23 protein-coding genes are annotated in these 20,309 nt (G+C 38.0%); 8 read left to right on the top strand and 15 right to left on the bottom strand.

Annotated features, from left to right (window positions below; genetic code table 11):
- Window positions 1-165: 165 nt before the first annotated feature.
- From AOR04_RS14375 to AOR04_RS14350, 6 genes are all read left to right on the top strand, one after another.
- Window positions 166-846, top strand: a complete 681-nt coding sequence (locus AOR04_RS14375) for a PspA/IM30 family protein (RefSeq protein WP_033029556.1) — start codon at window positions 166-168, stop codon at window positions 844-846.
- Between the two features lie 9 nt (window positions 847-855).
- The gene (locus tag AOR04_RS14370; protein WP_096793722.1) at window positions 856-1,062 is read left to right on the top strand and encodes a PspC domain-containing protein; all 207 of its coding nucleotides are present in this window, start codon (window positions 856-858) and stop codon (window positions 1,060-1,062) included.
- A gap of 170 nt (window positions 1,063-1,232) precedes the next feature.
- The gene (locus AOR04_RS14365; protein ID WP_007378285.1) at window positions 1,233-1,559 is read left to right on the top strand and encodes a hypothetical protein; all 327 of its coding nucleotides are present in this window, start codon (window positions 1,233-1,235) and stop codon (window positions 1,557-1,559) included.
- A gap of 79 nt (window positions 1,560-1,638) precedes the next feature.
- On the top strand, window positions 1,639-2,148 hold the full coding sequence (locus AOR04_RS14360; RefSeq protein WP_198403025.1) for a copper chaperone PCu(A)C: 510 nt from the start codon (window positions 1,639-1,641) through the stop codon (window positions 2,146-2,148).
- 8 nt (window positions 2,149-2,156) lie between these two features.
- On the top strand, window positions 2,157-3,143 hold the full coding sequence (locus AOR04_RS14355; RefSeq protein WP_007378287.1) for a DUF2333 family protein: 987 nt from the start codon (window positions 2,157-2,159) through the stop codon (window positions 3,141-3,143).
- A gap of 3 nt (window positions 3,144-3,146) precedes the next feature.
- The gene (locus tag AOR04_RS14350) at window positions 3,147-3,917 is read left to right on the top strand and encodes a TIGR04219 family outer membrane beta-barrel protein (RefSeq protein WP_007378288.1); all 771 of its coding nucleotides are present in this window, start codon (window positions 3,147-3,149) and stop codon (window positions 3,915-3,917) included.
- Window positions 3,918-3,961: 44 nt separating this feature from the next.
- Here the strand turns inward: AOR04_RS14350 and AOR04_RS14345 are convergent, their stop codons facing one another.
- Window positions 3,962-4,849, bottom strand: a complete 888-nt coding sequence (locus AOR04_RS14345; RefSeq protein WP_096793720.1) for a TIGR03899 family protein — start codon at window positions 4,847-4,849, stop codon at window positions 3,962-3,964.
- Window positions 4,818-5,357, bottom strand: coding sequence for an SRPBCC family protein (locus AOR04_RS14340; RefSeq protein ID WP_096793719.1), 540 nt, complete (start codon window positions 5,355-5,357; stop codon window positions 4,818-4,820). Before AOR04_RS14340 ends, AOR04_RS14345 begins: the two co-directional genes overlap by 32 nt.
- Window positions 5,358-5,621: 264 nt before the next feature.
- Between AOR04_RS14340 and AOR04_RS14335 the strand changes: the two genes are divergently transcribed.
- Both AOR04_RS14335 and AOR04_RS14330 read left to right on the top strand, forming a co-directional pair.
- Window positions 5,622-7,814: a GGDEF/EAL domain-containing response regulator gene (locus AOR04_RS14335; protein ID WP_096793718.1), complete on the top strand. Its 2,193-nt coding sequence runs from the start codon at window positions 5,622-5,624 to the stop codon at window positions 7,812-7,814.
- 110 nt (window positions 7,815-7,924) lie between these two features.
- On the top strand, window positions 7,925-10,102 hold the full coding sequence (locus AOR04_RS14330) for a YgiQ family radical SAM protein (RefSeq protein WP_007378293.1): 2,178 nt from the start codon (window positions 7,925-7,927) through the stop codon (window positions 10,100-10,102).
- Window positions 10,103-10,285: 183 nt separating this feature from the next.
- Here AOR04_RS14330 and AOR04_RS14325 read toward each other — a convergent pair whose 3' ends face one another.
- The 13 genes from AOR04_RS14325 to AOR04_RS14265 form a co-directional block, all read right to left on the bottom strand.
- Window positions 10,286-10,837, bottom strand: a complete 552-nt coding sequence (locus AOR04_RS14325) for a protein disulfide oxidoreductase (protein ID WP_096793717.1) — start codon at window positions 10,835-10,837, stop codon at window positions 10,286-10,288.
- A 56-nt stretch (window positions 10,838-10,893) separates the two neighbouring features.
- Window positions 10,894-12,252, bottom strand: coding sequence for a magnesium transporter (gene mgtE / locus AOR04_RS14320; protein ID WP_096793716.1), 1,359 nt, complete (start codon window positions 12,250-12,252; stop codon window positions 10,894-10,896).
- A gap of 101 nt (window positions 12,253-12,353) precedes the next feature.
- Window positions 12,354-12,626, bottom strand: a complete 273-nt coding sequence (locus tag AOR04_RS14315) for an HPr family phosphocarrier protein (RefSeq protein ID WP_033029547.1) — start codon at window positions 12,624-12,626, stop codon at window positions 12,354-12,356.
- Window positions 12,627-12,669: 43 nt separating this feature from the next.
- Entirely contained in the window at window positions 12,670-13,515 is an 846-nt protein-coding gene (gene rapZ / locus AOR04_RS14310; protein WP_007378297.1) for an RNase adapter RapZ, read from the bottom strand.
- 19 nt (window positions 13,516-13,534) lie between these two features.
- Window positions 13,535-13,987, bottom strand: a complete 453-nt coding sequence (gene ptsN / locus AOR04_RS14305) for a PTS IIA-like nitrogen regulatory protein PtsN (protein WP_033015583.1) — start codon at window positions 13,985-13,987, stop codon at window positions 13,535-13,537.
- Between the two features lie 4 nt (window positions 13,988-13,991).
- Window positions 13,992-14,279 (bottom strand): ribosome hibernation promoting factor, encoded by a 288-nt coding sequence (gene hpf, locus AOR04_RS14300; protein WP_007378299.1) that lies wholly within the window; start codon window positions 14,277-14,279, stop codon window positions 13,992-13,994.
- Between the two features lie 26 nt (window positions 14,280-14,305).
- A complete protein-coding gene (locus AOR04_RS14295; RefSeq protein ID WP_007378300.1) occupies window positions 14,306-15,805 on the bottom strand; it encodes an RNA polymerase factor sigma-54 in 1,500 nt (499 codons plus the stop codon).
- A 69-nt stretch (window positions 15,806-15,874) separates the two neighbouring features.
- Window positions 15,875-16,600, bottom strand: coding sequence for an LPS export ABC transporter ATP-binding protein (lptB, locus tag AOR04_RS14290; RefSeq protein ID WP_007378301.1), 726 nt, complete (start codon window positions 16,598-16,600; stop codon window positions 15,875-15,877).
- Window positions 16,597-17,139 (bottom strand): lipopolysaccharide transport periplasmic protein LptA, encoded by a 543-nt coding sequence (lptA, locus tag AOR04_RS14285; RefSeq protein WP_007378302.1) that lies wholly within the window; start codon window positions 17,137-17,139, stop codon window positions 16,597-16,599. The genes lptB and lptA overlap by 4 nt, the downstream gene beginning before the upstream one ends.
- On the bottom strand, window positions 17,129-17,683 hold the full coding sequence (gene lptC, locus AOR04_RS14280; protein WP_007378303.1) for an LPS export ABC transporter periplasmic protein LptC: 555 nt from the start codon (window positions 17,681-17,683) through the stop codon (window positions 17,129-17,131). Before lptC ends, lptA begins: the two co-directional genes overlap by 11 nt.
- The gene (kdsC, locus tag AOR04_RS14275; RefSeq protein ID WP_007378304.1) at window positions 17,680-18,231 is read right to left on the bottom strand and encodes a 3-deoxy-manno-octulosonate-8-phosphatase KdsC; all 552 of its coding nucleotides are present in this window, start codon (window positions 18,229-18,231) and stop codon (window positions 17,680-17,682) included. Before kdsC ends, lptC begins: the two co-directional genes overlap by 4 nt.
- Window positions 18,232-19,203: a KpsF/GutQ family sugar-phosphate isomerase gene (locus AOR04_RS14270; RefSeq protein ID WP_096793715.1), complete on the bottom strand. Its 972-nt coding sequence runs from the start codon at window positions 19,201-19,203 to the stop codon at window positions 18,232-18,234. It abuts the gene before it with no gap.
- 3 nt (window positions 19,204-19,206) lie between these two features.
- Window positions 19,207-20,175: a calcium/sodium antiporter gene (locus tag AOR04_RS14265; protein ID WP_096793714.1), complete on the bottom strand. Its 969-nt coding sequence runs from the start codon at window positions 20,173-20,175 to the stop codon at window positions 19,207-19,209.
- Window positions 20,176-20,309 lie beyond the last annotated feature (134 nt).

The raw sequence follows: 20,309 nt of genomic DNA, 5'->3' as shown, positions 1-20,309 counted from the left end.
TATTGGCTAATTACACTCAATGCTATTCAGCTTAAAGTCACTAAAAATTTAATTGTTTATTAATTATATTGTTGATATTAGGCTGTTTTTCATTGTTTTTATGAACTTGGCACAACTCTTGGAATCTTCTTGTTGAAATTAATTAAAAATCAACAGGAGAATACCATGGGAATATTTAACCGCGTAAATGATGTAATTCAATCAAACATTGTCGCCATGCTTGATAAAGCTGAAGACCCTGAAAAACTTTTAAACCTAATGCTTACCGAGATGCAAGATGCATTGAATGAGTGTCGTAGTACAGCAGCCGCTTTATTGTGTGAAGAGAAAGTAATTAATCGCCAAATTGATACTAAAAAAACAGAATTAGCAGCTTGGCAAATTAAAGCAGAACGTGCGGTTGAGAAGGGCAGTGATGACCTTGCTAAATCAGCCTTACTTGAGAAGCAACGCGTTAACGAAAGCATTGAAAATAAGCAAAATCAACTAGAAACATTGCAAGAGTCTATTGCAAAAATTAAGGTTGATTGTGAACGCTTGCAGCAAAAAATGGCTATGGCTAAAACAAAGCAAGCTCAGTTAATGCAACGTCATCATGTTGTTATTGCTAGAGAGCGAATTAATACGCAATTACAAAGTGATAAAGTTGCCCATACGTTGTCTCGTTTTGAACAAATAGAGCAGCGTGTTGAAGGCATTGAAGCTCAAGTAGAGGCTTATGAGCTGACTGATACAGCAAGCTCTACCAGTGCCCAAATTGAGTCGTTAGTTAAAAATGAAAAAATTGATGCTGAACTGGCTCGCTTAAAAGCGAACTTAAATACTAATTTAAAACACACTGCTTAGGAGATTGCTATGAACAGCTTTAATCGTCAACGAGGTTGGTATAAAGATACTTTGAATAAAAAAATATCGGGTGTTTGTAGTGGTTTAGCACATAGATTGGACTTTCCAGTATGGGCAACCCGCCTAGTTACTATTTTATTATTTTTGAGTTTTCCGTTTGCAATTGCACTTGGTTATTTTATAGCGCATTGCTGCCTTGAAAATAAAGAGTATTAATACTAAGAGGCATAAATATTTGAACAATTTAACGAATTAAATCACTCTATAGCGTTGTTGAATTTTTTATTTAGAACAACTAGATATAAAAACTTTTGCCTAGTTATAGCGCAATTTTCTTATCGTTAAATAGACCCATATATAAGCCGGTTGGTATAAGGAGAATTACTATGAAAGCTTTGGCAGTATGTGTATTTATCTATTTATTACTGTTTACTGATTTAATAGCGTTTGTGCATGTTGATTCTTGGCAGTTACCATTATGGATTGCTGATATTAGCTGGGCAGGGCTTGAGCTTGTAGGTGCTTTGGCCGCAATTGTTGCTGTGGTTGCGGTAGTGGCTTTAATTACTATGGGATTAGTTGGAGCGGGTGTTGTGGCATTAGCTGGGACTGTTTTAGCGTTTTTATTCGGATCAATAATGATTGCATGGCCGTTACTATTTGTTGCAGTGTTGTGTTGGCTTGTTGCTGATAACAAAAAAGTAGCCTCTTAATCCTTAATTTGACTGACTATTATGGGTTAACTATGTTAAATTTAGCCTGTAATTTAATGTTTTCACTAGGGATGAAATGATGACAAAGCAGTTTTTTTCGATGGCTTCAGCGTTAATGTTAGGTTTATTTACGTCATCATTGGCGGCGCATTCAGGGCATGAGCATGGTTCTGATGTGGCTGTACTCGAAGTAACTAACGCGCAAGTGAGGGAGTTTTTACCTGCCAATACTGCAACTGTAGGCTATTTAACGCTTATTAATCACAGTGGAACAAACGCCACTTTAACTAAGGCAACAATTGATGGCTTAGGGCGTGTGGAAATACACGAGCATTCACATGTAGACGGCATGATGAAAATGCAACAAGTTGAATCGGTTGTAATTAAAGCGCATGAAAGTGTTAGCTTCCAACCAGGCGGTTATCATTTAATGGCATTTGAACCATTAGAGCCATTAAAAGTAGGGCAAGAACGTAAACTCACGCTATATTTTAGTGACGGTAACCGCTTGTTTACTAATGCTCAAGTGGTGTCGCTTGAAACGCAAGCTAAGCAGTCAAAACCATCTACTCAACACGCTCATCATTAGGAGTACACATGTCGCAACATAAAGGAAAAATAGCAGGAACAATTGTTTTACTGCTTATCATATTTTACGCAATTGCTGTTTATTGGAGTACTGAACCGGCACGTTTTGATGTTGTCGCTAATGCAAAAGAGCAAGCGCAGTTACGTAATGAAAAAATAGTTACAGGTTATACAACAACGGCAACGCTTATTGAGGTAGCGAGTACGATACTAAATAAACCGGGTGGTTATTTATCGAATGATGTTATACCGCCAAGTATTATTATGGATGACATGCCTGCGTGGGAATATGGTGCGTTAGAAATGACGCGTGATTTAGCGCTTTCTATGCGAAAAGATTTTAGCCGTTCGCAATCGCAATCAACAGAGCATGAAGCACTTAAAAAAGCACAGCCACAGTTTAATATAAGCTCTGAAGCGTGGGCATGGCCAAGCGCGGAGGGAGAGTATCAAAAAGGAATTGATTATCTAGTCGTTTATCGTACACAAATAGCGAATCAGCACGAACGTGATAGCCAATTTTATGCGCGAGCTGATAATCTACGTAGTTGGTTAAAAGAAGCGGAAAAGCGCTTAGGTAGCTTAAGCCAACGTTTAAGTGCCAGTGTCGGCCAAGAAAAAGTGAATACTGATTTAGCTGGAAATTCGTCAAATAAACAAGCGACTCTTGCACCATTACAACAGCAAGTCAGAACACCTTGGCTAAAAATTGATGATGTTTTTTATGAATCTCGTGGCGCAACTTGGGCGTTGTTACACTTTTTACAAGCGGTAGAGTATGACTTTGCAGATGTACTTGAGAAGAAAAATGCTCGTGTTAGTGTGCAACAAATAATACGTGAACTTGAGGCAACCCAAGAAACGGTGTGGAGCCCAATAATTTTAAATGGGAATGGTTTTGGCTATGTGGCTAATCATTCCTTAGTTATGGCAAATTATATTTCTAGAGCCAATGCGGCTTTAATCGAACTTAGCGAACTACTAGCTCAAGGATAAAAAATGAAAAAGTATTGTTTAGCAGCAGCCCTTTCAATGGCATGTTTAGCACCTGCAGCACACGCTGACACTTTATTAGGTTTATATGTAGGGGTTGATGGCTGGAAATCAGATAATGATGGTCAGTTTTCTTATAAAAATAATGCATCTCAAGATTTCAATTTTGAAGATGAAACATTTATAAGTTATTACGCAGCCCTTGAGCACCCAGTACCGTTAGTACCTAATATTAAATTAAAGTATACCGAACTTGAACTAAACGGTTCTGCAGTTTTAACTGATACATTTAGCTTTAATGGTTCAGACTATGTGGTTGGTACGACAGTTAATTCAATTAGCGATCTAACACACATTGATTATATTCTGTATTACGAAATTTTTGATAACGATTTAATCTCTATTGATTTAGGTTTGAATGCGAAACAGTTTGATGGTGAGGTTGCTGTAACGGGTACTACTCAAAGTGGCAACACTAACTTTACTGAAACCGTTGATTTTTCAGGTTTTGTACCACTTGCTTATGGTCGTGCAGAAGCCGGCCTGCCATTTACTGGTTTAAGTGTGTTTTTTGAAGGTAGCTTTTTGGCTATAGACGATAGTAAAGTACAAGATTACCAAGTGGGTATTGCGTGGGAATTTATTGATAACCTAGCGATTGATGTTGCAGTTAAAGCTGGATATCGCTCCATGGTATTAGAACTTGATGATGTAGATAATATTACTACAGATATCGATGCATCTGGCCCATTTGCAGGTATTCAGATTCACTTTTAATTACTCACTTGATAACTAGTTGAGTGATTTTATAGCGTGGTTTACTACTTAGTAGCATGCCACGCTAAATCAAATTCTACTTCTAATGCACTATTTATTAATTGTTTATACACTTTATTTACTGGAACGTTTATTAGTTTAGATAGCTCATCACCCGTTTGAGTGAATTTGTAATAACTCAGTACTAAATCATTACTTTTTGCTTTTAACGTTACTTTTTGAGAAAAAAATGAAAGCGTAAGTTCTTGCCCTGATTTTAACACGGCTGATTCAATTTCTTTTCGATACAATAAGTTAAGATCCATTAAAGTTAAAATGTCAGGAAAGCTGATACCTGTTTTTCCTAAATTTAGAGATACTTTATTGCCTTTGCGTAGTAAATCAAAAATCGATGGTTTTTTATAAAATCCGAGTAAAATAAAGTGACTGTCGTCTTTTTCGTTATAGCTACTTAGTGATACACATTTTTGTAATGCATCGGCTTCGCGCTGAGTCATGTGCTTAAGTGTTTGCAGGCTCTTAATTGAAAATGTTCCAGGATTGAGAGTTTCGCCTGTAAGTATTTTTGCCCATAATGTTTGCATTGATTCGTTTGAGGTGTCTTCACAGAGCCCAATAAAGTGCTCTACCCAATCCGCATCTGGTTGTTTGCTACTTGCTACATCGGGACAAAACGCCATTGCCATCGCTAAGATTGTTTCAATATTTTGCTGTTGCTTAATAAGTAGTAAATCTTGTCGCTTTTGAGCGCGAGCTAAAACTGAATTATCGCTACTAATATGGTACAGCGGTCTTATTTTCCCTTGTGGGTTATAGTTTTTTTCATCGTTTGAGAGTGCGCCATTACTTCCTACCTTGGTTATAGAGTAACCAAGTAATGATTCTATGATGTTTGCGAGATTAATTCTTGCTTGTGCTGTTTTGACTGTCATGACTTTCCATTACATTTTGTATATCACTTAGTTGAGCAACTGTTTTTAAATTATTTAGCCCTAATGCAATTGTATTATTGAGCACATATTCGCTAAATATAGCCATGTAACTAGAAACAAGTATTGTCGTTGCTTGCCCTTCAATATGGCACTCTACATTTACACTGTTGTTACTATTAATTGTAAACGTCAATGTGCCTTGTACGATATGTTCATTATTTAATAAGGTATTAAATACCATCTTACGATCATTTAATGCAGTAATTGTCATCTCACCATGCCCCCATTTACTGATCCATGATTGATGAGCTCCAATACCAGCACTTGGTTCACTAACTGCAAATTTAATTGATGGATCGACTTGTTGCCAAGGAGACCATTTATGCCATTCATCAAAATCGGTTGTTAATGATTTGATAGTACGAATACTTGCATTCACTTCGATAGTCTTATTGACGCTATAGTTTTGAGGAAGCATTAAGCCAATAATAATAATAGTGAGTAACAAAATTAAGAGACATTTTAACAGTGTTTTTAATAATTTAATAATTAGGCCTTAACTGAATTATTTACTTAAAATATAACAACTTTCCATTAGTAGACTATAGTATGAGTAGAGTTGTAAACCAAAATCTAAATCTAAAGCTGTAAACTTAGAAGTTCAAACAATCTAATCCTAACTAAGGTGTTGACGAGAATGTTGAGCTGTTATTTTTACTAAGTTATTGTTTTTAAGTTGGTTGTTTTTTGCTTGTTATTAATAGGAGCATGAATGTCATCAGAATCGAGCGGTTTTTTATTTTTAAAAGAAGACCATGATGAAGTCATCTCAGAGCCTTCTGATTGTTGGGATATTTTAATCGTCGATGACGATCCTGCTATTCATTCTGTAACTAAATTAGCTCTCTCTGGATTGGAATACAAAGGAGCTGGATTTCGATTTCATGATGCTTATTCTGGTGCTGAAGCTATTGCTATATTATCTCAAAAAAACTCAATCTCAGTCATTTTTTTAGATGTGATAATGGAAACTGATGATGCAGGTTTGCAGGTTGTAAGGCGGGTCCGTGAGGAGCTTAATAACCAACATGTTAGGATTATTTTACGTACAGGGCAAGCCGGTAGCATACCTGAAGAAAAAGTAACTCGTGAATATGACATCAATGATTATAAAACAAAAACGGAATTAACACGTTCTAAGCTCGTCACCTCTTTAATTACTGCAATTCGCTCATATGAACAAATTGGCCAATTAGAGTACCAGCATAAAGCAATGGACTCTATTTTATCGGCTTCGAAGTCTATTTTAGGACAGACCGACATAAAAGTACTGTGCAGAAGAATTATAAAGCACTTAAGCGTTATTTTACAGTGTCCGGATAAAGGCTTAATTTGCAGTAAACTAGACGGTAATAATTACATTCAAGTCTTGGGCGGTTGCACGCGCTATGAAACATACTTTGGAGAAAATTTAGCTGAGGTTGATAGTCGGATATACGATGAAGTAGAAGCGTCTTTTAGTCAAAAAAAACATCAATATACAGATACTAGCGCTACATTTTTTTTAAGAAGTAAGCACAGAAAAGCAGCCATTTATATTGAATGCGACGAAGTGATAACGCGTACTCAATTGCAATTTGCAGAAATATTTTTTGCAAATGTAAGCATTGCTTTAGATAACGTTAGGCTATTTGTTAAGTTGAGAGATGCGGCTTACAGAGACGTACTGACAGGTATTTCCAATCGAACTAATTTTATTGAGCGAATAGAGCGCTATCAAAAACTACAAAAAAATGAGTACCTTCTTGTTTTACTTGATGTAATGAATTTTTCTGATGTTAATAATGGTTTAGGGCAAGAGGTTGGTAATAAGTTATTAATTGCTATTGTTGAGCGTTTAAAGGAAATTTACCCAACAGCTAAATTACTATCACGTATTGGGGCTGATGTATTTGGTTTTGTTATCCTTAAAAATGAATTTAATATTACAGACTTTAACGAAAAACTTAGTATTTCATTTTGTGCTGCAGAGCATATATTACCGGTGGGGTTTAAAATTGGTTTATGTCAACAGCAAGATTTTCAAAGTACAGGTATTGAAACCCTCAAAGTAGCTTATATTGCGCTTAATCAAGCTAAAAAGAATAAACATAAAGAAGGTGTTTATTACTGCGTTGATATGGAGGACGCCATTGCATGGCGACTCGGTATTATTAGGCAACTAAGGCATGATTTTGCTAGAAATAAACTAGAGGTGTGGTATCAGCCTCAATTGGCGTTTAATGATCTATCATTAATTGGCTGTGAGGCGCTTCTGCGCTGGCCTTTAGAAAATGGCACTTATATTTCACCTGCTGTATTTATTCCCTTAGCTGAAGATGCAGGGCTAATAGTTGATATAGGACAATGGGTATTAGAGCAAGCATGCCAGCAACAAAAACGATTGGAAAGTGCCGGCGCAGATATTTGCATTGCAGTAAATGTATCTGTTCCACAATTTAAAGTAAAAGGGTATGCACAAACCGTTAAAAATACATTATTAAAATATGGTGTGCAGCCAAAAAATATAGAGTTGGAAGTAACTGAAAGTGTGGTTATGGATGAGTTAGAAACTGTCATTAATACACTCCAAGAACTCAAAAAATTAGGTGTTGAGGTGGCTATTGATGATTTTGGTACAGGCTTTTCATCTTTAAGTTATATCCAGAGTTTACCAATTGATAGATTAAAAATAGATAGGGCGTTTATTAAAGGTTTACCAAATGATGACACAGGTGCAATAGCTGCTTTGGTTATATCACTTGGTGCTAAGTTGGGTTTAAAAACGATTGCAGAAGGAGTAGAAACGCAGGAACAAGCTAAATTTTTGAAAGATTTAGGGTGCGATGAGGTGCAAGGGTTTATGTATGCCAAGCCGATGCCTGAGCACGAATTAATTGAGTTTATTAATAAGCAAAATAATTAAAGTTAAATTATGATTTTACAGCTAAAGCCACATCACACATTGTAATGTTGTATATATAAACAATGCTATAAGGTATAATTCGCGCCTTTTGTTATTCTACGGCTAAATTTATGAGCACACTCAAAGCTAAGCGCGCCTTATTTTCATACCCTAAATATTGGGCTGAATGTTATGGCACCGCGCCATTTTTACCTACTACACGTGAAGAAATGGATGCACTTGGCTGGGATAGCTGCGACATAATTATTATCAGTGGCGACGCGTACGTTGATCATCCTAGTTTTGGTATGGCGGTAATTGGCCGTGTACTTGAAGCGCAAGGCTTTAGAGTGGGCATTATTGCCCAGCCAGCATGGGACTCTAAAGATGCATTTATGGAGCTAGGCAGACCGAATTTATTTTTTGGTGTAACAGCTGGGAACATGGATTCAATGATCAACCGCTATACTGCCGAAAAGCGTATGCGTCATGATGATGCTTACACACCTGATAACGTCGGCGGTAAACGCCCCGATCGTGCCGTAATGATTTACTCGCAAAAATGCCGTGAAGCATACAAAGGTATCCCAATTGTTATTGGTGGTATTGAAGCTAGCCTTCGTCGTATTGCTCATTATGATTATTGGCAAGAAAAAGTACGTCGTAGTATTTTGTTTGATGCAAAAGCGGATATTTTAATTTATGGCAACGCAGAGCGCCCGTTAGTTGAAGTTGCACACCGTATTGCGGCGGGCGAAACGATGGATACGATTCAGGATATTCGCGGCACGGCTGTTATTCGAAAAGAGCCCCTACCTGGTTGGCGTGGCAGTGATTCTACCGCTATTGATAAAATTGGTAAAATCGACCCTATTCCAAACCCATATGGTGCGGATGATGTTGGCTGTAGTAAATCTGAATTTAAACAAGCCGGTATTGATTTAAAAGCTGAAGCTGCAAAACCAATTATGGTTCAGCCTGCGCGACCTAAACCGTGGGAAAAAACCTACGTTAAGTTACCTGCTTATGAGCAAGTAAGTGTTAACAAACCTTTGTACGCCCACGCCTCGCGCATTTTGCATCAAGAAACAAATCCTGGTTGTGCAAGAGCGCTGTTTCAGCGACACGGCGATCGTTCTATTTGGGTAAACCCGCCAGCATATCCATTAGAAACACATGAAATGGATGCTGTATTTGGTTTGCCGTATCAGCGTATTCCTCACCCAAGTTATGGTGATGCTAAAATACCTGCTTACGATATGATTAAAACATCAGTTAATATTATGCGTGGCTGTTTTGGTGGTTGTTCGTTTTGCTCAATTACAGAGCATGAAGGGCGCATTATTCAAAGTCGTTCGCAAGAATCTATTATTGAAGAAATTGAACAAATTAGAGATAAAGTTCCCGGCTTTACTGGTGTTATTTCTGATTTAGGTGGTCCAACGGCGAATATGTATAAGCTGCGCTGTACGAGCAAAAAGGCCGAGAGTACCTGTAGACGCTTATCATGTGTATATCCTGATATTTGTAAACACATGGATACAGATCATACGCCAACAATAGATTTGTATAAAAAAGCACGTGAAGTTAAGGGTATTAAAAAGGTATTGATTGCTTCAGGTGTACGTTACGATTTAGCTGTACGCGACCCTCGTTACGTTAAAGAGTTAGTAACGCATCATGTGGGTGGCTACTTAAAAATAGCGCCAGAGCATACTGAGGATGGTCCATTATCAAAAATGATGAAACCAGGTATGGGTGCGTACGATCAATTTAAAGAACTATTTGATAAGTACTCTAAAGAAGCCGGTAAAAAGCAGTATTTAATTCCTTACTTTATATCTGCTCACCCAGGTACAAAAGATGAAGACATGGTAAACATGGCTTTATGGCTTAAATCAAACGACTTTAAGCTTGATCAGGTACAAAATTTTTACCCATCACCTATGGCTAATGCGACGACTATTTACCATACAGAGATGAACTCTTTACGTAATATAAAAAACAACTCAGAAGTTGTTCCAGTACCTAAAGGCGCTCGCCAACGTAGATTACATAAAGCTATTTTACGCTACCATGATGCAGCAGGTTGGCCGATGATACGTGAAGCACTACGTAAAATGGGTAAAGCTAATTTAATTGGTAAAGGACCGAACTGTTTAGTGCCTGAAGAAGGGCGTGATGAAAAAATAGGTAAAGGCGGTAAAAAAGGCGGGCGACCAGCATTAACGCGACATACCGGTTTTAGCCAATTTAAAAAGGCAAACACTAAACCAAAAGTAGGTGGTAATCGTCAAAGTACACGTTAGTAATTCAATCTGCCAGTTATTAGTTTAATTGCGATACGCGCTTTTCAGCCTTCGTAATACGTAAGTTGAGTTAACCTTGCTCTTTATTATCAATATTATTGTAGATGATAAAGAGTGAGCTTTTAGAGCCCCCTCTTTGAGCTGCGCGTATTTAGTGCCTATATATTTGCAGTCAGTTCTTCCTTATAACGTTGATGATAACCACAAACGTAATTTAAGTGACCATAACGGCTGAATACCTGTTAGCCCTTGCGTCATTTTATTATCTTTTAAGATTATATAAGATGGCGTGACTTGCCCTTGCCAATCGGTAAATATCTCACTGTGTTGATCGTTGACGGTCGTAAAACTGTAGCCATGATCATTTAGATAGTTATGTAGTTCTTGATCAGAACCTGATTTTATTGCGATGCTCACGACAGGATAATTATTCTCGTTTGCGAGTTCGTTTATGGCAGGGGAGGTAATACTACAAATAGAGCACCAAGTTCCCCAAAAATACACAAGGGTTGGTTTATCTTGGCTCATTGCAGCTAGATCAATGTTTTTCCCTTTATAATCTGTTAATTGTAATTGAGGATTTGCTGGCATGACAGGTTGCCGCCACCAATTGACGGCGGTATAAATGACGAAAAATATAGAGCCATATACCAATACACTTTTTAATATGGATACGCTTTTTTGTTTTAGCGTTTTTTTGGGTGTCACTTTTTTATTCTTGATATTCGTTGTCATAATTGCTGCTTTACCCTAAGTATTTTTTACTTTAGTTATTTGCAAAAAATTCTAATTTATACCAGCAACCAGGTAGCAGTTCCTAAAAAGGCGAATATACCAACAATATCTGTCACAGTGGTTAGCACCACACTCCCTGCAAGTGCGGGGTCTATATTCATTCTTTTAAGTATTATTGGAATACTTGCGCCAGCCACACCAGCCACGACTAAGTTCATAAACATAGCGAAGGCAAGTACACCACCAAGCATAAAGTCCCATTGCCATAGGGCAATAACACCTGCAATTAATAATGACCACAAAATACCGTTTAACGCACCAATGGCAAGTTCTTTTATCATTAAAAAGCGTTGGTTTGTTTGGTTTATATGGCCTACTGCAATACCGCGTATAACAAGCGTTAACGATTGACTTCCTGCAACGCCACCCATAGAAGGGACAATACCGTTTAGTACCGCCAAAATAGGTAAAACATCTAGTGTTCCTTCAAAAAAGCTAGCAACAAAGGCCGCTGCAAGTGCGGTTAGTAAATTGACACCTAACCAAACTGAGCGCTTTTTAGAGCTTTTGAGTACTGGCGCAAAGGTATCTTCTTCATCATCTAGACCGGCTAAGCCTAGTAAACTATGCTCTGCATCTTCTCGAATTACGTCAACAATATCATCGATAGTGACACGACCAAGTAATTGATCGTTATCATCAACAACAGGTGCTGATATCCAATTATGGCGCTCAAATAGTTGCGCGACTTCACTTTCATCCATTGAAATTGGGATTGATTCACAATCTTCATCCATTAAATCGCGAACAATTTTTTCAGGTGGGTTCGTTAATAACGTACTCAGTGATAGAGCGCCTATAAAACAGTTGTGTTTATCAACAACATATAGGTCATCTGTACCTTCTGGTAGCTCCCCACGTAGCCTAATATATCTAAGTACAACATCGAGCGTTACATCAGGACGAATGGTTACCGTATCGGTGTTCATTAGCGCGCCAGCTGAACGCTCTTGATATGAAAGTGCTTGTGTTGCACGTTCACGGTCTTGAATATCCATCGCGCTGACAACGTCTTTATAAACGGTGTCTGGTAAACTACGGAGTACTTCACCTAAGTCATCGTGGCCCATGTCTTCAGTTGCGGCTGCAATGTGCTCAGGTTCCATTTGGGCAATAATGCCTAAACGAACATCTTCGGAAAGCTCTTCAAGAACATCACCTTGTACATCAGGGTCAACCAACTGCCAAAGTAGTCGGCGAATTTTATGCGGCGATGACTCTAATAATAATGCGGTATCACAAGGAGCTGTTTTTGCTAACATCCGCCTAACTTGAACAAATTGACCACTGTTAAGCGACTTTGTCACTTGTTTTAATTGTTGTAGTGGATAGTCTTGTTCAAAAGCTTCAGGCATTGGCGTCCTTATTGATTTTTATATAACTATGGATAGGGAGGTTTATTAATGGGGTAATTAACCACATTTAGTTTATCTTAGTTTCGGTTTTTAGCTAAGTGCTATTCTTCTTCATTAAAGCGTTGTGCTATCAATTGACCAACGGCATGTAAAGCTTGTTCGGCATCAGGGCCCTCACACACTACTTTCACCTCTTTTCCTTGACTGCTTTCCAGTAGCATTAAAGCCAATACACTGTCCCCAGGCGCTTCTTTATCATCTTGATATATCATGATTGAGGCATCAAATTTAATAGCAAGTTGCGCTAATACTGTAGCGGCTCTTGCATGAAGTCCTAATTTATTTTTTATTAAAAAAGTGTCTTCTAAACGCATAAGTTACTCTACCTAAGCTGAACAGATGATTATTTTGAATGAGTTATTTTTCTTGTTCTCTATGGCGGATTTTTACATTTGGATGTGTCATCGAAAAACTTTCACCAATCGTTTGTGCTAAATATACTGAGCGATGTTGCCCGCCAGTACAACCTATAGCAATAGTTAAGTAGCTACGGTTATTTCGCTCTAAATGTGGCAACCATGTTTGTACAAAAGTTTGAATTTGCCAAGTGAACTTTTGGACAATGCTGTGGCTGGCTAAGTAATCCTTTACGGGTTGGTCTAAGCCATTTAAAGGTTTTAATTCTGGCTCCCAATGTGGGTTCGGTAAAAAGCGTGCATCAAAGACATAATCAGCTTCCTTAGGAATGCCGTGTTTAAAGCCAAACGACTCAAAAGTAACAATGAGTTGTTTATCTTTTTTACCCAGAATTTTTTCACGAATTGATTCAGCAAGTTGATGAACACTTAAATCACTCGTGTCGATCATATAGTCAGCGCGAGTAGTGAGAACATCGAGTAGTTCTTTTTCTTTTTTTATAGCTAAATCAAGAGGTAATGAGTCAACTGATAACGGGTGTAGACGGCGAGTCTCAGAAAAACGTTTAATTAATGTTTGATCCTCACTGTCTAGATAAAACAGAGTCGGTTTAGCAAAGCCAGGTAAGTATTCAAGGATATCGTTAAATTCATCTTGCTCTTTTGGTAAATTACGGACATCAATACTAACTGCAATTTTGTCGTAGTTATCAGATACACTTCTCACTAAAGAAGGTAGCAGATTAATTGGAATATTATCTACGCAATAATAACCTAAATCTTCAACTACGCGTAAAGCAACCGATTTTCCAGAACCGGAACGGCCACTTATGATAATTAATTCCATTTATCACCCATTATGTTAATTACGATTGTTCTACAATAACTTGATACAGCTCAGTATCTGATTTTGCGCTGCGTAACTGTTTACAAAAATCTTTATTATTTAGTTTATCAGCTATCGTTGCGAGCGTCTTTAAGTGCTGCTGGTTATCGCCATCAGGTACGATGAGAGCAACAAATATATCAACAGGGCGATTATCTATAGCATCAAAATTAATAGGTGTTTCGCTTACTAATACGAGTGCTAAGGGCTCTTCTGCGCCGCTCATTCGCCCATGAGGGATTGCAATGCCTCTTCCTATACCAGTGCTTCCCAGTTTTTCTCTATTCATTAAGGCGCTGAGAATATCTTGTTGAGAAAGATATGGGAGCTTGTCATGAGCAAGTTGACTGATGAACTCTAAAATTCTTTTTTTACTATTAAAAAGGACCGCAGCTCTGCTGCAGTCCTGGCATATAAGTGAACTTAATTTCATAATATTAGTGTCGAGCAAGCTTCTCTTTGTGTTTAATAACTTGGCGATCGAGCTTGTCAATCAGCGAGTCAATGGCGGCGTACATATCTTGATGTTCAGTAGAGGCAAATAACTCAGCTCCACTTACATGAATCGTTGCCTCAGCTTTTTGGTTTAATTTTTCTATATCAAGAATGACATGAACATTATTAATATGATCTGAGTGTCTTTCTAGCTTCGCAAATTTGGTATTTACATAATCTCTTAATGAATCAGTTACTTCTACGTGACGACCAGTTAAGTTTAGTTGCATAAGCATTACCCTCTTTGTTTAGCGTCTTAAATCAAACTTTTTCGCTGATTTGACGGTGGAATAGCTAGAGATTCGCGATACTTTGCGATTGTACGTCTCGCTACTTTTATTCCTTGCTCAGCTAATATATCTGCAATTTTACTATCACTCAATGGTTTTGCTGAGTTTTCTGCTGCGATTAATTTTTTAATGAGAGCGCGTATTGCTGTTGATGAGCATTCGCCTCCATTTTCAGTACTTACATGGCTTGAGAAAAAATATTTAAGCTCAAAAATACCGCGAGGTGTATGCATATATTTTTGAGTTGTTACGCGTGAAATAGTTGATTCGTGCATTTCGACCATTTCTGCTACATCATTTAAAACCATTGGTTTCATGGCTTCTGGGCCATGCTCAAAAAAACCTTGTTGTTGCTTAACAATACAATTAGTTACTTTTAATAGTGTATCGTTTCTACTTTCTAAACTTTTAATAAACCATTTAGCTTCTTGTAGATGCGAGCGAATAAACTGGCTATCACCACTTGATTTAACGGTGCGTGACATTGCTGCATATTGGCTGTTGACTCTGATTTTAGGCATGCTATCTGGGTTTAGTTCAACAACCCAGCGACCTTTTATTTTTTTCACCGATACATCAGGAATTACATACTCAGATTCTTCTCTAACTATAGTATCCGCCGGTTTTGGGCTAAGAGTATGTATTAAAGTCATTATTTCTTTAAGCTCTTCTTCTTTGAGCTTTGTTTTTTTCATTAATGTACGATAGTCGCGAGCAGCTAATAGATCAATGTGCTCGGTTAAAATCATTTTTGTTTCATTAATATAGGGTGTTTCTTTATCGTATTGGTTCAGCTGAATACATAAGCATTCTTGTAAACTACGTGCTGCAATACCAACAGGGTCAAACAATTGAATTCTTTTTAAAACAGCTTCTATTTCGTCAAGTTCAACTTCGTTGTCTTCTTCGTTCTCTTGATTAAAACTTTCTAAAATTTCTTCGCAGCTCAGCGTTAAAATACCCGAATCATCGACGGCTTCAACAATCGCAATCGCAATCGCTTCATCGGTAGGACTAAAGGGAGTCAGTTGTAGTTGCCACATTAGGTATTCATGGAGCGTTTCAGTTGAGGAGCCTTGGTATATAGATTCATCTTCAGGCATTGGTCCTGATGATGATGCTGGGGCTGCGCTCATATATTCATCCCAACTAACATCCATAGCCATTTCATCACTTAGCGTATCTTTAGCAAGTGCTTCACCACTGTCTTGCTCATATTCGCTCGGAACATCATCAGCATTTGCGCTAACAGTGACATCGTCGTTATCTGCTTTTTGCTCGTTTTTACCAGCAGAATCTTCGGCGTAATCTTGCTCTTCAACCTCTAATAGGGGGTTGCTGTCGAGTGCTTCTTGTATTTCTTGCTGGAGATCCAATGTACTGAGTTGCAACAGGCGAATTGCTTGTTGCAGCTGTGGAGTCATTGTAAGTTGCTGGCCCATGCGCAGCTGTAATGATTGCCTCATGTATCTCTAACAATCCTTTTATGTTGTTATAATTAATACTAGCAGATGCTTAAAGACATGGCGTAAATGTTACAGCCTAAATTGCTCGCCTAAATAAACATCACGTACTGTTTTATCGTTTAATACGTGTTCTGGAGTGCCTGATGCAATTAACTCACCATGAGAAACTATGTAGGCTTTTTCGCAAACATCAAGAGTTTCTCTTACATTATGGTCGGTAATTAACACACCAATACCACGATTTTTAAGATGTTCTATTATTTTCTTTATATCTAACACTGAAATAGGGTCAACACCAGCAAAAGGCTCATCAAGCAATATAAATTTAGGATCAGCGGCTAGTGCTCGCGCTATTTCAACTCGGCGACGCTCGCCTCCTGATAATGCCATACCTTGGCTATCACGAATGTGCTGAATACTAAATTCATCTAATAAATTGTTAAGTGTGTCTTCTCTTGCTTGCTTATTTAGCTCTTTACGTGTTTCTAAAATAGCCATTAAGTTTTGATAAACAGTAAGCTTTCTAAAAATTGATGATTCTTGGGGTAAGTAACCAATGCCTAATCTAGCACGACTATGCATAGGTAAAAGAGTAATATCGTTATCGTCGATAGAAATCTTGCCTTTATCACTAGGTACAAGGCCTACAATCATATAAAACGTTGTGGTTTTACCTGCACCATTAGGGCCAAGTAACCCGACTATGCTGCCAGCCTTTACTTCCAGACCTACATTTTTTACAACTTCACGGCCTTTATAACTTTTAGCTAATAGTTCTGCTTTTAATGTACTCATGGCTGACCTTTATCGTTTTTTTCTTTTTTAGTCTCAATAGGTACTAAAATAGTATGCACACGATCGGTTGAGTTTTCGTCTTTTTCAGCGCTAATTAATTGCTGTTGCATATCGTAAGTAATACTCTTGGCATTTATTTTTTGACCCGCTTGCGATACTTGTGCATCGCCAATAAGGGTTAAAAATCGTTTAGCTACATCATAACGAACTTCGTTTGCGCTGGCGCTCATTATAGTGCCGTCAGTTTGTTTTTCTTCGAAATATGCAGGGCTACCAGTTGCAATTAGTAGCTGTTTATTATCGCCTAATTCATCACGTTTATGTACTTCTAAACGGTCGGCTGTAATACGGCGGTTGCCGTGAATAATCTCAACATTTTTTTCAAAAATTCCGACGTTTTCTTTTAATTGGCCTTCTTGTTTGTCGGCACTTATTGATATTTGATTCGCTGCAGGTTGAATCGCTTGTTCAGCAGCGCTAAGGTTGAAAGCTAGTATAAGTGTCGGAATAATAAGTATTTTTGAAATTTTATTGGTCATAATATATAGTTCGCGTATGGTTAATAAGTTTTATCACTTCAGTTTTTAAATCGGCTTCAAGGCCTTTACCGGTGATCTTTAAATTGGGTCCCGTAACAATAACGGGTTGCTCTGAACGCATCGTGAGTAGTTTTATATCTACTTGAATATTATCCGCATTAATCTTGTCTATCATTGCATTATCAGTAAGATTCTTGGCAACCACGTTACCTTCTAAAATTAATTGTTTTCCTTCATATAACGTTGCTTCGTCTGCATTTATTCGCCATGTTTGTTTTTCGTTATATAAGGTGAAAATGGGCTTTTCAAAAAAGGTAAAGCCTAACTGTTGATATAATTCCATTTTAGCAGCTGTAACTTTATGATTAATTTTACCATTTTCATCATAGGCCGTTTGTTTTAGCTCAATAGCAATATAATCAGGCTTAGCGATAACTTCAGCTTCAACCTGAGCTGTCATATTTGTTTGTGCAAAATAAGGGTACCAAAGCCAAACCATACAGCTGATGAATAAAACGCTTAAAATTATGCGCGCTGTATTCATGAACTAGTACCTTTGCTAGTAAGTGGTTTGTCGTTCTCTAGCATAAGTAAGTCGGTTAGTTCTCTCACTGCGCCAAAACCACCCAGCATCTGTGTCGTGTAATGTGATAAACGCTTGATTAGTGGGTGAGCATCGTTAACTGCAACGGCAAACCCGACTAATTCCATTACCGGCATATCGGGGCCATCATCACCAATGTAGGCAATTTGATCATCACTTAGGTGAAGCTTGTTTTTTAGCTCTTCGTAAGCAATAAGCTTGTTTTCTTGACCTTGATAAATATGTTGTACTGTTAAACTGGTCATACGTTGTTGCACTATCTGCGAATGGCGACCAGTAATAACAGCCACTTCAAAGCCACTGTTTATAAGCGCTTTAATGCCAAAACCATCTTTTGTATTAAATGCTTTGAGCTCTTCACCTTGATTGCCAAGATAAATTCGGCCATCAGAAAATACACCATCAATATCGCATATAAGTAATTTTACTTTTTTAGCACGTGCTTTTGCATCAGCACTCAGCGGTTGATAGAGTTCTTCAAATTGCATTTATAATACTCCTGCTTTTAATAAGTCTTGCATATTTAGTGCGCCAATAGGCTGGTTTTGCTCATTAACAACAATCAAGCCATTTATACGTTTGTGTTCCATTATATTAAGCGCTTCAGCAGCTAAAATATCTTGTGTAGCTGTTGTGCATGACCTAGTCATAACAAGGTCTATTTGTGTTGTATGAATATCTAGTCTTTGCTCTAAAATACGGCGTAAATCACCGTCGGTAAATAATCCCACTAGCTGATTACTTTTATCAACAATGGCTGTCATACCAAGGCCTTTGGCTGACATTTCAATAAGTGCATCTTTTACGGTTTGTGAGACGCTAATAATAGGTGTATTTGCGCCGCTGTGCATAACATCTTTTAAGGTTAGTAATAATCGTTTGCCTAAACTGCCCCCAGGGTGAGAAAGCGCAAAATCATCGGCGGTAAAACCACGAGCTTCTAACAGAGCCACTGCCATCGCATCGCCCATAGCAAGAGTCGCTGTAGTGCTCGCCGTTGGTGCTAACCCTAAAGAGCATGCTTCTTTTTCTACTTTAATGCATACATGTACATTTGCATGTGTTGCCATGGTCGATTTAGTATTGCCTGTCATGGCGATTATTTTTGCGCCAAGGCGTTTTAAAACAGGGATAATATTTAAAACTTCACTCGTCTCACCTGAGTTTGAAATAAGCATGACAACATCGTTTTTGGTGATCATTCCTAAATCGCCATGGCTAGCTTCGCCTGGGTGTACAAAAAAGGCAGGGCTTCCTGTACTTGCAAGTGTTGCTGCAATTTTATTACCTATGTGGCCTGATTTACCCATGCCAATAACAATAATTCGACCTTCGCAGTCAAACATTAATTGGCATGCGTGATGAAAATTTTCATCTACATATTGCGCTATGTCATTAAGTGCTTGGCGTTCAATATTGAGAACGCGAAGACCCTGTTCGATAAAGTTCAGCGTCGTCATTATTTACCCTACTTGACTAAAAATATACCCTTGGTAGCCCAAAAATGCGATAAGCAATAAGCCACCTTCCACTCTATTGATGCGTTGGGTGCCTCTAAAGTTCAATGACATGATGATAAGAGCAAATGTTGCACCAATCATAATGAGTATATCTCGACTCGCTACTGACGGATCGATAATGGATGGATTAATAATACCTGCGAGCGGTAACACAGCCAATATATTAAAAATGTTTGAACCAACAATATTGCCTAGAGCTAAATCATCTTCATTTTTTAATACACCGGCAATTGAAGCTGCAAGCTCCGGTAAGCTCGTGCCAATGGCAATAATAGTTAAGCCAATGACTAGATCGCTTAGGCCAAAGTATTTAGCTATGTCGACTGCTGAACCAATTAAAAAATGTGAGCTAACAGGGAGTAGAACCATGCCAATAACTAACCAAAATACCGCTTTTTTAGTTGGTACATCGTTAGGTACGTCGTCACAGGCTTCTGTTATAAATGGGTCATCTTGGTTTTTTGCGCGCAGTGAAATAATAATCAAACCGCCTATAAACACGATAAAGCCAATAAGTAAGGCGACACCTTCGGCTAATGAAAAATAATTGTCTGAAAAAATATACCAGGTAGCGAATGATATCAGCAAGACCAGTGGCATTTCGCGTTTTAATGTACTTGAAGATACAGACAGAGGTCTAAATAACGCTGTAATACCTAACACAAGTAGAATGTTTGTTATGTTTGAACCGACAGCGTTACCAACTGCAGTATCTGTTTTATTTGCGAGCGCTGCAGAAGCGGAAACCATCATCTCTGGGGCTGACGAACCCATTGCCACAACAGTTAAGCCTACAATTAGGGTTGGTACGCCAAAGTTTTTTGCAAGTGCCGCTGCGCCATAAACAAACCTGTCTGCACTCCAAACAAGAGCCGCAAAACCAAGAATTAAAATAACAAACGAGGTAACCATTATATTAAGCCAGTTATTCAAAATACAGATGGCGCGAATAGTAACAAAAGCAAAGGTGAAAGTATAAATAAAAGAGTCAGGTCAACTCTAATTACAATAACTTGTTGAATAATATTTTAAGGCGCTTATATCAG

The sequence above is a fragment of the Pseudoalteromonas sp. 1_2015MBL_MicDiv genome, from assembly GCF_002407505.1.
GTDB classification, from domain to species: domain Bacteria; phylum Pseudomonadota; class Gammaproteobacteria; order Enterobacterales; family Alteromonadaceae; genus Pseudoalteromonas; species Pseudoalteromonas fuliginea.
The sequence above is the reverse complement of the archived record's forward strand: the minus strand, read 5'-3'. Positions and strand labels throughout refer to the sequence as shown.